Genomic DNA, 16508 nt, shown 5'->3' with positions numbered 1-16508 from the left:
CGGCGCGGGTGAGCAACCGTGTCGAATCGCAAGCCATTTCAGCGAACGACATTGGGCTTCAACCCGCGCAACAACAACTCCAGCCCTTGCAAGGCTTCTTCCAGCCGCGCCCCCGGGTGTTCATCCTGAGCGATCCACAGCGATGCGCTTACCAGGCTGCCATTGATCAGCCTCGCCAGCGCCTGACTGCACGCCTGCTCGATGAGGCCCGCTTGCATCAAGTCATCGAGCAGCTGGCGCAGCGAGTCCACGCATTGCTGCTGGTCGGTGGCACCCAGCACCGCCGGCGCATCTTGCAGCACAATGCGCTGGACCTCGGGATCCTGAGCCATACGCAAATAAATCCGGCAGCGCTCGCAAAACCCTTCCCAAGGATCAACCGCCTGCTCCGAGATACGCTGCAGGCTCGCGTCCATTTCACCGTCGAGCTGCGCAACCACCGCCGCCAGCAAGCCTTTCTTGTCGCCAAAATGATGGTACAACGCACCCCGGGTCAGGCCGGCGCGAGCGGTGAAATCGTCCATCGACGTCTGGGCGTAGCCTTGTGTGGCGAAGGCCTGGCGGGCGCTGGCGATCAGGCGGGCGCGGGTGTCTTCGATCATGTCGGCACGGGCTCGGCTCATGGGTAAGGCTCACAATAGGTGATTGACATACGACGCGTATGTTACGCATGATTTGTCACATACGCACCGTATGTATTTTGCCCCGAAAACCTCGAATAGCAAGTTTCAGGGCGCTCAGGAAGAGGTTACACACCATGGCAAACCCCTACGCCGAGCTGTTCCAGGCGCCAGGTTCCAGGGCTTTTGTATTGGCGGGCATGCTCGCCCGCATGCCGATCTCCATGACCGGGATCGGCTTGATCACCATGCTGTCGCAAGTGCACGGCGGTTACGGTTTGGCCGGTGCGGTGACCGCTACCTTCGCCCTGGCCACCGCGTTTTGCGCGCCCCAGGTCTCACGGTTGGTGGACCGTTATGGCCAGGGCCGGGTGTTGCCGGTGGCCGCGTCCACCGGCGGCGGCGCGCTGTTGCTGCTGTTGCTCTGCACCCGGGTGCAGGCGCCAACGTGGACGCTGTTCGTCTTTGCCGCCCTGGCCGGCTGCATGCCCAACATGTCGGCCATGGTGCGGGCGCGCTGGACCGAGCTGTACCGCGGCCAGCCCAAACTGCAAACGGCGTTTGCCCTGGAGTCGGTGCTCGACGAGGTGGTGTTCATCATTGGCCCGCCGGTCTCGGTGGGTCTGTGCGTGCTGCTGTTCCCCGAAGCGGGGCCGTTGATTGCCGCGCTGTTTCTGGCAGTGGGCGTGACCGCCTTTGTGCTGCAACGCCAGACCGAGCCACCCGTGCATGAACATCACGCCGAGCACGGCCGTTGGCTGATTGCCTCGCCCTCGGTGTTGATCCTGATGGTGCTGTTGATGGCCATGGGCATCATCGTTGGGGTGGTGGATGTGGTCAGTGTCGCGTTCGCCCAGCATCAGGGTCAGCCCGCCGCGGCGAGCATTGTATTGTCGGTATACGCCATCGGTTCGTGCCTGGCCGGGCTGGCGTTTGGTGCGCTTAAGTTGAAAGCACCGCTGCCGCGCCAGTTCTTGTACTGCGGCGTGGCCACCGCCGTGACCACGCTGCCGTTGTTGCTGGTGACGAATATTCCGGGGTTGGCGGCCGCGATCTTCATCTCCGGCCTGTTCTTCGCCCCGACCCTGATCGTGTCCATGGCCCTGGTGGAACAAATCGTTCCGCCCAGCCGCTTGACCGAAGGCATGACCTGGCTGATCACCGGCCTGAGCATCGGCGTGGCCATTGGTGCTGCCAGCTCCGGCTGGATGATTGACCGCTTCGGCGCACCCAGCGGGTTCTGGGTGGCGCTGGCGGCGGGTGCGGTGGTGCTTGGGGCGGCGGTGCTGGGGTATCGGCGGCTGGGGTGATTACCCGGTCACCAGTGCGCCGCGATGTTGCAGGAATTCGTTCAGCGCCTGGCGCGTGAGATCGTTCAACGTGACTTTTTGCCGGGTCGCGGCAAGCGCGGCGGCCAGGTGGAGGTCATGGCCGACACGGACGTTGAACGAACCCTTGCAGGGCTTTTCCGGTGCTTGCCCAAGGGCCTGGCAGGTCTCGATGTAGTCGTCCACGGCGGTGCAAAAGGCGGCGTCCAGTTCGGCGACGGTTTTGCCCTCGTAGCTGACCAGGGCCTTGATGAAAAGCAGCTTTCCGAACAGGCAGTTGTCTTCGATGCTGGCTTCGATGGAGCCGATGTAGCCTTTGTGTTTCAGCTGGTTGTTCACTGAATCAGTTCTCCTGATTTCAATTGTTCGATGATCTGGCGCCGAATGTAGTGTTTCAGTTCGTTGCCGGGGTGAGGCTTGTGCAGGGTGATCATTGCACTGGGGTCGCCTATGTCGAACCTGACCCGGCTACCCGCCCCTTCGATTTGCGTGTATCCCAGGCGCCGCAGCAGCGTGACGAGTTCGGGCCAGGTAAAGGCCGATTGCTCATTGAGCAGTTTGGCCAGCAGCTTTTCATTTTTCGACACGGCGATCCTTGCCTGTAACTAAATGTAGTTGCAATTGATGGGTTGCGTCAATGATAGGACAGCCGCGCCGAGCCTCTCGGTGTTTGATGTAACCCTTGATGACACCGTGGTCTGCGCCCCCAATCCCCGCTAATTTTTCCCTTCCGGATTCGTTTTATAGGGACGACGTGCCTTTGTGCTTCCTGCCTATTGCCCCGGATCCCAAGAAATGAACGCTGAAGACTCCTTGAAACTTGCTCGCCGGTTTATCGGGTTGCCCCTGGAAAAACGCCAGATGTTCCTCCAGGCGCTACACAAGGAAGGGGTGGATTTTTCCCGGTTTCCGATCCCGGCAGGGGTGGAGGCCGAGGACCGGCAGGCGCTGTCCTATGCGCAGCAGCGGATGTGGTTTCTGTGGCAACTGGACCCGGCCAGTGGCGCCTATAACCTGCCCGGCGCGGTACGGCTCAAGGGCGCCTTGAGCCTGCCGGCGATCGAGCAGGCGTTCGCCAGCCTGGTGGCCCGCCATGAGACGTTGCGCACGGTGTTCCAGCGCCAGGCGGATGATCGTCTGTTGCAAGTGGCCGCGCAGTCGCCGCTGGTGGTCGAACAGTTGGACTTCAGCGCCCTGGCACCCGCCGAGCGTGAGCAGGCGGTGATGCAGGCCGCTACCCGTCAGTCGCTGTTGCCCTTCGATCTGGCCAACGGCCCGCTGCTGCGGGTGCAATTGCTCAAGCTGGCCGAGCAGGAACACGTGCTGCTGCTGACCTTGCACCACATCGTGTCCGACGGCTGGTCGATGAACGTGCTGATCGACGAGTTCATTCGCTGCTACGACGCCCATGAGCGCAACGAGCCGCCGCAACTGCCGGCCCTGCCGATCCAGTACAGCGACTACGCCCTGTGGCAGCGCCGCTGGCTGGAGGCCGGCGAGCAGGCTCGTCAGCTGGAATACTGGCAGGCACGCCTGGGAGATGAGCACCCGGTACTGGAACTGCCCATCGACCATCCACGCCCGGCGATGCCCAGCTACCAGGGCACCCGGCATGACTTTGCGATTGATCCGGCGCTGGCTGCGCAGTTGCGCAGTTGCGCGCAAAAACACAATGTGACCTTGTTCATGTTGCTGCTCGGCGCGTTCAACGTGCTGCTGCATCGCTACACCGGGCAGGGCGACATTCGGGTTGGCGTGCCGATTGCCAACCGCAACCGCAGCGAAGTCGAAGGGCTGATCGGTTTCTTCGTCAATACCCAGGTGTTGCGCACCGAACTGACCGGGCAAACCCGCGTCGACGAATTGCTGCAAGGCATCAAGGAACACGCACTGGGCGCCCAGGCCCATCAGGAATTGCCGTTCGAACGCCTGGTAGAAGCCTTGAAAGTCGAGCGCAGCCTGAGCCACACGCCGCTGTTCCAGGTGATGTACAACCATCAGCCGCAAGTGGCGGACATCGCCGCGGTCAACACCGCCTCCGGGCTTGAACTGTCCCTGGTGCAATGGCAAGGCCGTACCACCCAGTTTGACCTGAGCCTGGACACCTACGAGAAGTCCGGCACCCTGCACGCCGCGCTGACCTATGCCAATGACCTGTTCGACGCCGCCACCATCGAGCACATGGCCCGGCACTGGCTCAGCCTGTTGCAGGCGATGGTCGCCGATGGCAGCCAGCGCATCGGTGAACTGCCGATGCTCGCCGCCGCAGAGCAGCACGTGCTGGTGCATGACTGGAACCAGACGGCCGAGGCGTACCCGACCGAACGCGGCATCCACCACCTGATCGAAGACCAGGTACAACGCACTCCGCACGCCGTTGCCCTGGTGTTCGGCGCGACGCAGTTGACCTACGCGCAGCTCGACACGCGCGCCAACCAGTTGGCCCATGCCCTGCGGGAGCAGGGTGTTGGCCCGGACGTACTGGTGGGGATCTGCATCGAGCGCTCCATCGAAATGGTGGTCGGCCTGCTGGCGATTCTCAAGGCCGGCGGCGCCTACGTCCCGCTGGACCCTGAATACCCCCGCGAACGCCTGGCTTACATGATCGAAGACAGTGGCATCGGGCTGCTGCTCTGCCAGCAGGGCCTGCTGTCGACCTTGCCGGTCGACGGCATCAACGTCATCGCACTCGACCAGGCACAAGGCTGGCTCGACGATTACGGCCGCGAGCCTCTGGCCGTCAACGTGCACGCGCTGAACCTCGCCTATGTGATCTACACCTCCGGCTCCACCGGCAAGCCCAAGGGCGCCGGCAACAGCCATCGTGCGTTGGTCAACCGCCTGTGCTGGATGCAGCAGGCTTATGGCCTGGATGCCAGCGACGCAGTGTTGCAGAAAACCCCGTTCAGCTTTGACGTGTCGGTGTGGGAGTTCTTCTGGCCGTTGATGAGTGGCGCACGGCTGGTGGTCGCAGCACCCGGCGCGCATCGCGAGCCGGCTCGCCTGATCGAGACCATTGGCGAGCACGCCATCACCACGCTGCACTTCGTACCGTCGATGCTGCAGGCATTTATCCACGAGCCGGGCGTGCAGGCCTGCGCCAGCCTCAAGCGCATCGTATGCAGTGGCGAGGCGCTGGCGCTGGATGCGCAGTTGCAGGTATTCGCCAAGCTTCCGGGCGCCGGGTTGTACAACCTCTACGGCCCGACGGAAGCGGCCATCGACGTCACCCATTGGACCTGCATCGACGAAGGTGCCGACAGCGTGCCCATCGGCCGCCCCATTGCCAATCTGGGAACCTACATCCTCGACGCGCAACTCAACCCTGTGCCGGCAGGCGTCAGCGGTGAGCTTTACCTCGGTGGCACCGGGCTGGCCCGCAGTTACCACCGCCGCGCGGCGCTCACCGCCGAGCGTTTTGTGCCGTGCCCGTTCAATGACGGTGCGCGGCTGTACCGGACCGGCGACCGGGTGCGCCAGCGCGCCGACGGTGTGATCGAATACCTCGGCCGCCTCGATCATCAGGTCAAGCTGCGCGGCCTGCGTATCGAGCTGGGTGAAATCGAGACCCGCCTGATGCAACACCCGCTGGTGCGCGAGGCCGTGGTGCTGGTGCAGGGGGGCAAACAGTTGGTTGCTTACCTGGTGCTGGAGGGAGGCGAGCCTGCCACGCCGTGGCAACCGGAGCTCAAGGCGTGGCTGTTGAACAGCCTGCCGGAATACATGGTGCCCACCCACCTGATGCCGCTGGTGAAATTGCCGGTGACCGCCAACGGCAAGCTCGACCGCAAGGCCTTGCCGTTGCCGGACGCTGCGCCGCAGCAGGCGTTCGTGGCGCCACAGGATGCATTGCAAAAAGCCCTGGCGGCGATCTGGGAGGATGTGCTCGGTCTTGAGCGCGTAGGCCTGGAAGACAACTTCTTCGAGCTGGGCGGCGATTCGATCATCTCCATCCAGGTGGTCAGCCGTGCGCGGCAGGCCGGCATCCGCGTCAGCCCGCGTGACCTGTTCCAGTACCAGACCGTGCGCAGCCTGGCGCTGGTCGCCACCCTCGATAAACGCTCGGCGGTGGATCAGGGGCCGGTGAGCGGTGATGCCGCGCTCGGGCCGATCCAGCAGCATTTCTTCAGCCGCGGGATGCCGGTGCGCGAACACTGGAACCAATCGCTGCTGCTGACTCCCCGTGAGGCCTTGAATGCGCAGTGGCTCGATACAGCGCTGACGTACATCATCAATCACCACGATGCCTTGCGCCTGCGTTTTACCGAAAGCACCGAGGGCTGGCAGCAAAAACACGATGCTCCAGTGGCCAGCGCTGATCTGTGGCTACGCGATGCCGAGTCGGCGGAACACCTGAATACCTTGTGCAACGAGGCGCAGCGCAGCCTTGACCTGCAAAACGGCCCGCTGTTGCGAGCCTTGCTGGTCACGCTGGTCGATGGCAGCCAGCGCCTGGCGCTGATCGTTCACCACCTGGTGGTCGACGGTGTGTCCTGGCGCGTATTACTGGAAGATCTGCAGCAGGCTTACGAACAATTGGCGGCAGGCGGCGGCATTGAGCTGCCGCCGAAAACCAGTGCATTCCAGGGTTGGACTGCGCGGCTCGAACAGCAAGCGCAGCGCTTCGATGAACAACTGATGTACTGGAAAACCCAGCATCAGGATGCGAAGGATCTGCCGTGCGACCGACCTGACGCCAGCCTGCAAAATGCGCAGGGTGAAAAAATCGAGTGGCGACTCGACGCCGCACGGACCCGTCAGTTGCTGCAACAGGCGCCCGCCGCGTACCGCACGCAGGTCAATGACCTGCTGCTCACCGCGTTGGCCCGCACCATCAGTCGCTGGAGCGGTCAGACGGGCACGCTGATCGAGCTTGAAGGCCATGGCCGCGAAGACCTGTTCGATGACATCGACCTGAGTCGCACCGTGGGTTGGTTCACCAGCCTGTTCGCGGTCAACCTCACCGCCAGCGATGACCTCGACGGTTCGATCAAGTCGATCAAGGAGCAACTGCGCGCGGTGCCGGACAAAGGCCTGGGTTATGGCGTGCTGCGTCATCTGGCGGCCCCGGCAGTGCGTGCCGAGCTGGCGGCACTGGCGCCACCGCGGATCACCTTCAACTACCTGGGCCAGTTCGACCGTCAGTTCGACGACGCGGCCTTGTTTGTGCCGTCTGCCGAAACCAGCGGTGTGGCACAGGACCTAGCGGCACCATTGGCCAACTGGCTGACGGTTGAAGGCCAGGTCTATGGCGGCGAACTGTCGATGAGCTGGGGCTTCAGCCGCGAGATGTTCGACAGCGCGACCGTGCAGCAACTGGTGGACCGCTATGCCAGCGAGCTGCATGCACTGATCGAACACTGCTGCACCTTGCCGGCCGCGCAAGCCACGCCATCGGACTTCCCGCTGGCGCGGGTGACCCAGGCGCAACTGGATGCGCTGCCGGTGCCGGCCGGCCAGCTCGACGATCTCTATCCGCTGTCGCCCATGCAGCAAGGGTTGCTGTTCCATACCCTGTACGAACAGGCGGCGGGTGAATACATCAACCAGTTGCGCGTCGACGTGCAGGGCCTGGATCCCGAGCGTTTCCGCGCCGCTTGGCAGGCCACCGTCGATGCGCAAGACATCCTGCGCAGCGGTTTCGTCTGGCAGGGCGAGCTGGCGCAACCGCTGCAGATCGTGCACAAGCAGGTGCAACTGCCGTTCGCCACCCTGGATTGGCGGGCCCGCGACGATCAGCCGGCGGCTCTCGCGACGCTGGCCGATGCCCAGCGAGCGCAAGGTTTTGACCTGGCCTGTGCGCCCCTGCTGCGCCTGGTACTGGTGCAGACCGGCAGTGACCAATGGCACCTGATTTACACCCATCACCACATCCTGATGGACGGCTGGAGCAACTCGCAGTTGCTCGGCGAAGTATTGCAGCGCTATAGCGGCCGCACACCGGCGAATGCCGGCGGCCGCTATCGCGACTACATCGCCTGGCTGCAACGTCAGGACGCCCAGTTGAGCCAGGACTTCTGGAGCGAACAACTGGCCGCGCTGCAAGCGCCGACCCGGCTGGCCCGCGCGGCCACCGCTGGCGAGCGCCATCGCGGTCACGGCGATCATTACCTGACGCTGGACGAGCAACGCACCCAGGCGCTGGAAGCGTTTGCCCGCCAGCAGAAAATCACCGTCAACACCCTCGTGCAAGCCGCGTGGCTGCTGTTGCTGCAACGCTATACCGGGCACGAAGCGGTGGCGTTCGGTGCGACCGTGGCTGGACGTCCGGCAGACTTGCCCGGCATCGAGCAACAGGTCGGCCTGTTCATCAACACCCTCCCGGTGATCGGCGCACCGCGTCCCGATCAAAGCGTCGGCCAATGGTTGCAAACGGTGCAGGCGCAGAATCTCAGCCTGCGTGACTTCGAACACACGCCGCTGGCGGACATCCAACGTTGGGCCGGGCAGGGCGGTGAAGCGCTGTTCGACAATATCCTGGTGTTCGAAAACTATCCGGTAGCCCAGGCGCTGAGCCAGGCCGGGCAGGGGCTGGTGTTCGGCGATGTGGGCAACCTGGAGCAGACGCACTACGCGCTGAGCGTGGCGGTGACCCTCGGCCGGCAGCTGGCGTTGCATTACAGCTTCGACCGCGGCCAATTCGCGAGCGAGGTGGTCGAAGGCATCAGTGCGCATTTGCTGCAACTGCTTGAGCAGTTTGCCGAGTCGGCAGAACGCAACCTGGGTGAAATCGCCCTGGCAAGCCGCGACGAACAGGCCCGCCAGCAAGCGCAGAACCATCCACAGCCGTACCCGGTGGACATCGGCGTGCATCAGCGCATTGCCACCCTGGCGGCCGAGCGCCCGCAACGCACAGCGGTGATTTTCAACGATCGGCAGTTCAGCTACGGTGAAATCGACCAGCGCGCCAACCAACTGGCCCACGCGCTGATCGCCCGCGGCGTTGGCGCTGAAACCCGTGTGGGTGTGGCGTTGCCGCGCAGCGAGTCGGTAATTGTGGCGTTGCTGGCGGTGCTCAAGGCCGGCGGCGCTTATGTGCCGCTGGACACCCTCTACCCGCGCGAGCGCCTGGCCTACCTGATCGAGGATTCGGGGCTGGCGCTGCTGATCAGCGATTCGTCGGTGTCGGCGCAGCTGCCGGTTGCCGAATCGGTACCCTTGCTGGAGCTGGACCGTCTTGATCTGCGTGAGCAGTCGATCAAGGCACCCTCGGTGCAGCTCGACCCGCACAACCTTGCGTATGTGATCTACACCTCCGGCTCCACTGGCAATCCGAAAGGCGTCAGCGTTGCCCACGGTCCATTGGCCATGCATTGCCAGGCCATCGGCCAGCGCTATGAAATGCGCGACAGCGACTGTGAGTTCCACTTCATGTCGTTCGCCTTCGACGGTGCCCACGAGCGCTGGCTGACCAGCCTGACTCACGGGGCTTCGCTGCTGATTCGCGACGACACGCTGTGGACGCCGGAGCAGACCTACAACGCCATGATCGAACACGGCGTGACCGTGGTCGCGTTCCCGCCGGTGTACCTGCAACAACTGGCCGAACATGCCGAGCGCGTCGGCAATCCACCGAAGGTGCGCATCTATTGCTTTGGCGGTGACGCGGTGCCGAACGCCAGTTTCGAGCGGGTCAAGCGTGCGCTCGATCCGGACTACATCATCAACGGCTACGGCCCGACCGAAACCGTGGTCACCCCGCTGATCTGGAAGGCCGGTCGCGAGGTGCCGTGCGGTGCTGCCTACGCGCCGATCGGCAGCCGCATCGGTGACCGCAGCGCCTATGTGCTCGACACCGACCTGAACCTGTTGCCCCAAGGCATGGCCGGTGAGCTGTATCTGGGGGGCACCGGCCTGGCCCGTGGGTACCTCAACCGACCGGGGCTGACCGCCGAGCGTTTTGTCGCTGACCCGTTCAGCGCCACTGGCGGCCTGCTTTACCGCACAGGCGACCTGGTGCGCCAGCGCGCCGACGGCACGTTCGACTATCTGGATCGTATCGACAATCAGGTGAAGATTCGCGGCTTCCGCATCGAGCTGGGTGAGGTCGAAGCGGCGCTGCAAGCCCTTCAGGGTGTGCGCGAAGCGGTGGTCGTGGCCCAGGAAGGCAGCGCCGGCAGCGGCAAGCGCCTGGTGGCTTACGTGGTCGGCGATTCAACCCGTGCCGGTTTCAGCGAAGACCTGCGTGCGCAGCTCCAGGCTTCATTGCCGGCGCATATGGTGCCGGCGTATGTCTTGTCTCTGGAACGCATGCCGCTGACACCGAACGGCAAGCTGGATCGCAAGAACCTGCCCAAACCGGATGTCAGTCAACTGCAACAAGCCTACGTCGCTCCGCGCAACGCGCTGGAGCAGCAACTGGCGACGATCTGGCAAGACGTGCTCAAGCTTGGGCAGGTGGGCATCAGCGACAACTTCTTCGAACTGGGTGGCGATTCGATCATTTCGATCCAGGTGGTCAGCCGTGCGCGGCAGGCGGGGATTCGCTTCAGCCCCAAAGACCTGTTCCAGCACCAGAGCATCCAGGCGCTGGCCGTGGTCGCACAGACCGGTGAGACGCTGCCGTCGATCGATCAGCGACCGGCAACCGGCACCACGGTGCTGTTGCCGATTCATCAGCAATTCTTCGCTCAGGAAATACCCGATCGTCACCACTGGAACCAGTCGGTGATGCTCAAGCCGGCGCAGGCACTGGATGCACACGCACTGGAGCAGGCGCTGGAGGCTTTGGTGGCGCATCACGACAGCTTGCGCCTGGATTTCGTCGAACGGGCTGACGGCTGGTCGGCACACTACCGTGACGTCGCGGCGCACACGGATCAAACGCTTCTGTGGCCAGTGGAGGTCGCGGACCTCGCAGCCCTTGAGGCACTGGGTGACGAAGCCCAGCGCAGCCTGCAATTGAACGGTGGCTCGCTGATACGCGCGGTGCTGGCGAACCTGGCGGACGGCACTCAACGGCTGTTGCTGATTATCCATCACCTGGTGGTCGATGGCGTGTCGTGGCGGATTCTGTTCGAGGATCTGCAGAACGCCTACCGGCAAATCCTTTCAGGCGCAGGTGTGCAGTTGCCGGCCAGGACCAGTGCGGTCAAGGCCTGGGCGGCGGCATTGCAGGGCTACGCCACAACCCCTGCGCTGCAGGCCGAGCTGGGTTTCTGGCAACAACAGTTGCAGGGCGCTTCGCCAGCCTTGCCATATGACCGTCCGAACGGCGGGCAGCAACATGATCAGGCCCTGACCTTTCGTAGCAAGCTGGACCGGGCCCTGACCCGCCAGCTGTTGCAGGATGCGCCGGCGGCGTATCGCACCCAGGTCAACGACGTATTGCTGACCGCGCTGGCGCGGGTGATAACGCGCTGGACCGGTGACGACAATGCGTTGGTGTTGCTTGAGGGGCACGGTCGCGAAGACGTGTTCGAGCACATCGACCTGACCCGTACCGTGGGCTGGTTCACCAGCGTGTTCCCGGCGCGGCTGTCGCCGGTTGCGGATCTCGCTGGGTCGCTCAAGCAGATCAAGGAGCAGCTGCGGGCAATTCCGCATAGGGGCATCGGCTTCGGCGCACTGGCGCACCTGGGCGATGAACAGACTCGGGAGTCTCTGCAAGCCTTGCCGCTACCGTGCCTGACCTTCAACTATCTCGGTCAGTTCGACGCCAGCTTCGATACCGCCGACGACGCCCTGTTTGTGCCGACCGGCGAATCCGGCGGTGAAGAAGTCAACCTGCAGGGGCCGCTCGGCAACCCGCTGGCGCTCAACAGCAAAGTCTTCGGTGGTGAACTGGACCTGACCTGGACCTACAGCGGCGCGATGTTCGATGCCGCGACCATCCAGCGCCTGGCCGACGACTATGTGCAAGAACTGACGGCGCTGATCGGCCATTGCTGCGACAACGCCAACCGGGGAGTGACGCCGTCGGATTTCCCGTTGGCGCAACTGTCTCAGGCCCAACTCGATGCGCTGGTGCTCGAACCTCAAGGCATCGACGACATCTACCCGTTGTCACCGATGCAGCAGGGCATGCTGTTCCACACCTTGCTCGAAAAGGGGAATGGCGATTACATCAACCAGATGCGCCTGGATATCGATGGCGTCGATCCGCAACGCTTCCGCGCGGCCTGGCAAGCCGTGGTGGATGCCCATGACATCCTGCGTACCGGGTTCATCTGGCAAGGCAATCTTGAACAACCGATGCAGGTAGTACAGCGTCAAGTGCAGGTGCCGTTCCGTGTGCTCGACTGGAGCGGTCACGCCGATCGGGATGCGGCACTGCAAACCCTTGCCGATGAAGAGCGCGCCCAAGGCCTGGACCTGAACTGCGCGCCCTTGATGCGCCTGGTACTGGTACGCACGGCAACTGATCGTCATCACCTGATCTACACCAACCATCACATCCTGATGGATGGCTGGAGCAGCGCGCAGTTGCTCGGCGAAGTGTTACAGCACTACAGCGCAGAAACCGTGGCACGACCCGTTGGCCGGTATCGTGATTACATCGCGTGGCTGAAGCGGCAGGACGCATCGCTCGGCGAAGCGTTCTGGAAGGAGCAGTTGCACGCCCTGGATGGACCGATTCGCCTGGCGCAGATGTTTGCCCGTCCGGCGCAGGGCATCGCCACCCACCTTTACGCTCACCACCACCTGCACCTCGATGAGCAGCAAACGCGCCGTCTGGGCGACTTTGCCCGAGAGGCGAAAGTCACCGTCAACACTGTGGTCCAGGCTGCGTGGCTGTTGCTGTTACAGCGCTACAGCGCAAAGTCCTGCGTCGCCTTCGGCGCAACCGTGTCGGGGCGCCCGGCGGACCTGGCAGGCGTCGAGCAACAGATTGGCCTGTTCATCAACACCTTGCCGGTCATTGCCAGCCCGCGCTCCGAGCAGAGCCTGGGGGATTGGCTGCACAGCGTCCAGGCGCAGAACCTGGCGTTGCGGGACTTCGAGCACACCGCGTTGTTCGATATCCAGCGCTGGGCGGGGCAGGGTGGTGAAGCGCTGTTCGACAACATCCTGGTGTTTGAGAACTATCCGATTTCAGAAGCCCTGGAGAAAGGTTCGCCTCAGGGTCTGCGCTTTGGTGCCGTGGGCAATCTGGAGCAAACCAACTACCCGCTGACCCTGCTGGTGGGCCTGGGCGCCGAGCTGACCGTGCAGTTCAGCTATCAATGTGCGAGCTTCACACCTGTGTCGGTGGAGCAGATCGGCGTGCACCTCAAGCGTCTTCTGCTGCAAATGAGCAGCGATGCCGCACGCCCACTGGGTGACCTCACGCTGTTGGACCCGAGTGAAACCCGCCAGCAATTGCAGGACTGGAACGCCACCGCAAGCGTCTACCCGGGCGAGCACTGCATTCATCGTCTGTTTGAGGCGCGGGCACGGCAGACGCCGGATGCCACGGCGCTGCTGTTTGCTGATCAGGCGCTGACCTACGCTCAACTCAATACCCAGGCCAATCGCCTGGCGCATCGTTTGATTGAACTTGGTGTCGGCGCTGACCAACCGGTGGGTATCGCCCTTGAGCGTGGGGTGGACATGATCGTCGGGCTGCTGGCGATCCTCAAGGCCGGTGGCGCCTACGTGCCGCTCGATCCGCACTATCCGGTGGATCGCCTGGCCCACATGATTGAAGACAGTGGGTTGCAGTTGCTTCTGACCCAGGCATCGTTGCTGCGCCAGTTGCCGATTCCGGCAGGGGTGCACACCGTCTTGGCGAGTGCAATGGATGAATCGGTCAGCCCTGAACAGGCGGCCAATCCGCAGGTGTCGGTGGACGGCGATAACCTGTGCTACGCCATTTATACCTCGGGCTCTACCGGCAAGCCCAAGGGTGTGATGGTACGCCATGGTGCCCTGGTGAATTTCGTTGCCAGCATGGCCCGCGAACCAGGCATCGAGGCAAGTGACCGCCTGCTGTCGCTGACCACCTTCTCGTTCGATATTTTCGGCCTGGAACTGTACGGCGCGCTGTTCAGCGGTGCGGCCGTGGTGCTGGTGGACAAACAGAGCGCCCACGACCCTGAAGCATTGCTGGGGATTATCGAACAGCAGCAGGTCAGTATCGTGCAGGCCACGCCGTCGACGTGGCGCATGTTGCTTGAGCATCCCATGGCCGAGCGTCTTGCCGGACGCACATGCCTGTGTGGCGGCGAGGCATTGGCCGAGGACCTGGCCGAGCGCTTGCTGGCGGTCGCAGGCCCGGTCTGGAACCTCTATGGGCCCACGGAAACCACGATCTGGTCGGCGGCTTATCCACTGACCACAGACAAGCGCTTGCCTTACCTCGGCCGGCCGATTGCCAACACCTCGCTGTACATCGTCGGCGAGCACTTCGCGCCGAACCCTGTCGGGTTGATCGGTGAATTGCTGATTGGCGGTGATGGCCTGGCGCGCGGGTACCACGAGCGGCCGGCGCTCACCGCCGAACGCTTCCTGCCGGATCCATTTGGTAATGGCACACGGCTGTACCGCACCGGTGACCTTGCGCGACATCGCGTCGACGGTGTGATCGAGTACATCGGCCGGGCAGACCACCAGGTGAAAATTCGTGGCTTTCGCATCGAGTTGGGAGAGATCGAAGCGTGCCTGTTGGCGCAGGACGCGATCCGCGAGGCGGTGGTGGTGCCTCAGCAAGGGCCGGGTGGCACGCAGTTGGTGGCCTACCTGATTGCGGCCGGTACTGAGGCGGCCGAGGCGCAGTCGTTGGTGGCGCTGCGCGACGAGCTGAAGGCGCGGCTCGCCTGCGACCTGCCGGACTACATGATTCCGGCGCACTGGATGCTGCTTGAGCGCTTCCCGCTGACGCCCAACGGCAAGCTGGACCGCAAAGCCTTGCCGCTGCCCGACGCCAATCAGTTGCTGCGGGCCTATGTGGCGCCGCAAGGGGCGCTTGAGCAGAGCGTCGCACAGATCTGGCAAGAGGTGCTCAAGCTTGCGCGGGTAGGGCGCGACGACAACTTCTTTGAATTGGGCGGGCATTCCTTGCTGGCGACCCAAGCGACAGCCCGCCTGCAAATGGAGCAAGGCGCAGCCGTGCCCCTGGACCTTTTATTTCGAACCCCATCGCTGTCGGAGTACGCCGCGCAACTGGCGGTGCACCTGACACCTCACTCCAGCGAAGACTTGAGTGAGATGCATGACTTCCTGGCAGACCTGGAGACCCTTTGAAAATGACTCAGCTCGATAACCTGTCTCTGGTTCAGCGATTCATCCGTTTGCCGCTCGCCCAACGGCAAGCGTTCCTGCAAAAGCTGCACAGCAAAAACATGAGTTTTGCCGCGTTGCCGATTCCGGCGATGCGTGACGAGTTCGAGCATATCGGCCTGTCCTACGCCCAGGAGCGCCAGTGGTTCCTCTGGCAATTGGACCCTCACAGCGCGGCCTACCATGTGCCGACGGCGCTGCGGTTGCGCGGTGCACTGGACGTGCCGGCGTTGCAGCGCAGCTTCGATGCATTGCTGGAGCGCCATGAGGTGCTGCGTACGGTGTTTGTCGACGGGCCGGAAGGGCCGCTGCAGGTTGCGCACCCATGCCTGAGCCTGCCGGTCACGACGGTGGTGCTGGAAGCGGTGCCGGACGCCGCAGCGCTCAAGGCGTTGATTGACACTGAAATCACTGCGCTGTTCGACTTGCAGCAGGGCCCGCTGTTGCGGGTCAAGCTGTTGCAACTGGCACCGGACGACCACGTGCTGGTGCTCACCCAGCACCACATCATTTGTGACGGCGCATCGGCGCAGATCATGGTTCACGACCTGGTCAAACTCTATGCTGCCCACAGCACCGGCCAGGCGCTGGACCTGCAGGCGCTGCCGATTCAATACGCCGACTATGCGATCTGGCAGCGCAAATGGATGGAAGCCGGCGAGCTTGCGCGGCAATTGGGTTACTGGACCGAACGCCTGGGTGATGGCGGTGAAGTGCTGCCTTTGCCTGCTGACCGCGCCCGTCCGGCGGTGCAGAGTTATCGCGGTGCGCGGCTGGACCTCGCCATCGATGCCGGGCTGACCGAACGCCTCAAGCGCGTGGCCCAGCGCGAAGGCTGCACCTTGTTCATGCTGTTGCTCGCCTCATTCCAGGTATTGCTGCACCGTTACAGCGGCCAGTCGGACATCCGCGTGGGCGTGCCGGTGGCCAACCGCAACCGTCTTGAAACCGAAGGCCTGATTGGTTTCTTCGTCAATACCCAGGTGCTGGATGCGCGGATTCAGGGGGCAATGCCTTTCGATCAATTGCTGGCGCAGGTCAAGCAGGCTTCGTTGGGCACCCAGGCTCACCAGGATTTGCCGTTCGAGCAATTGGTGCAAGCCCTCGCACCGGACCGACACATGAGTCACAGTCCGTTGTTCCAGGTGATGTTCAATCACCAGAGCGGCGATGCCGCCCAAGCGTTGCAACTGCCAGGCTTGCATGTCGAGAGCCTGGATTGGAGCTCGCACACGGCGCAATTCGATCTGACCCTTGGCACGCACGAGACCCAGGGCGCATTGGCCGCCACATTCACCTATGCCACTGATTTATTCGACACTGGCACCATCGAACGCCTGGCCGCTCACTGGCTGAACTT

Annotated in this window: 6 protein-coding genes; 3 read left to right on the top strand and 3 right to left on the bottom strand. The window is 63.3% G+C overall.

The window, feature by feature from the left end:
* Positions 1–38 precede the first annotated feature (38 nt).
* On the bottom strand, positions 39–623 hold the full coding sequence (locus tag HX817_RS18435; protein ID WP_003208169.1) for a TetR/AcrR family transcriptional regulator: 585 nt from the start codon (positions 621–623) through the stop codon (positions 39–41).
* Between the two features lie 134 nt (positions 624–757).
* Between HX817_RS18435 and HX817_RS18430 the strand changes: the two genes are divergently transcribed.
* Positions 758–1930 (top strand): MFS transporter, encoded by a 1173-nt coding sequence (locus HX817_RS18430; RefSeq protein ID WP_177040803.1) that lies wholly within the window; start codon positions 758–760, stop codon positions 1928–1930.
* Here the strand turns inward: HX817_RS18430 and HX817_RS18425 are convergent, their stop codons facing one another.
* Both HX817_RS18425 and HX817_RS18420 read right to left on the bottom strand, forming a co-directional pair.
* A complete protein-coding gene (locus HX817_RS18425) occupies positions 1931–2287 on the bottom strand; it encodes a type II toxin-antitoxin system HicB family antitoxin (protein WP_003208166.1) in 357 nt (118 codons plus the stop codon).
* Positions 2284–2535 (bottom strand): type II toxin-antitoxin system HicA family toxin, encoded by a 252-nt coding sequence (locus HX817_RS18420; RefSeq protein ID WP_063028501.1) that lies wholly within the window; start codon positions 2533–2535, stop codon positions 2284–2286. Before HX817_RS18420 ends, HX817_RS18425 begins: the two co-directional genes overlap by 4 nt.
* A gap of 208 nt (positions 2536–2743) precedes the next feature.
* Between HX817_RS18420 and HX817_RS18415 the strand changes: the two genes are divergently transcribed.
* Together HX817_RS18415 and HX817_RS18410 are read left to right on the top strand one after the other, a co-directional pair.
* Positions 2744–15112, top strand: coding sequence for a non-ribosomal peptide synthase/polyketide synthase (locus tag HX817_RS18415; protein ID WP_177040802.1), 12369 nt, complete (start codon positions 2744–2746; stop codon positions 15110–15112).
* Between the two features lie 2 nt (positions 15113–15114).
* Positions 15115–16508, top strand: a 1394-nt coding sequence (locus HX817_RS18410) for a condensation domain-containing protein (RefSeq protein WP_256348799.1), incomplete at its 3' end; no start/stop codon positions are given.

Source organism: Pseudomonas sp. C6002 (genome assembly GCF_013385805.1).
Classification (GTDB): Bacteria; Pseudomonadota; Gammaproteobacteria; order Pseudomonadales; family Pseudomonadaceae; genus Aquipseudomonas.
This window is presented reverse-complemented; position numbering and strand designations above follow the sequence as displayed.

Excerpts from the sequence above, each read along its gene's own strand:
- HX817_RS18435 (WP_003208169.1), bottom strand. The coding sequence starts at position 623 with ATGAGCCGAGCCCGTGCCGACATGATCGAAGACACCCGCGCCCGCCTG.
- HX817_RS18430 (WP_177040803.1), top strand. The coding sequence starts at position 758 with ATGGCAAACCCCTACGCCGAGCTGTTCCAGGCGCCAGGTTCCAGGGCT.
- HX817_RS18415 (WP_177040802.1), top strand. The coding sequence starts at position 2,744 with ATGAACGCTGAAGACTCCTTGAAACTTGCTCGCCGGTTTATCGGGTTG.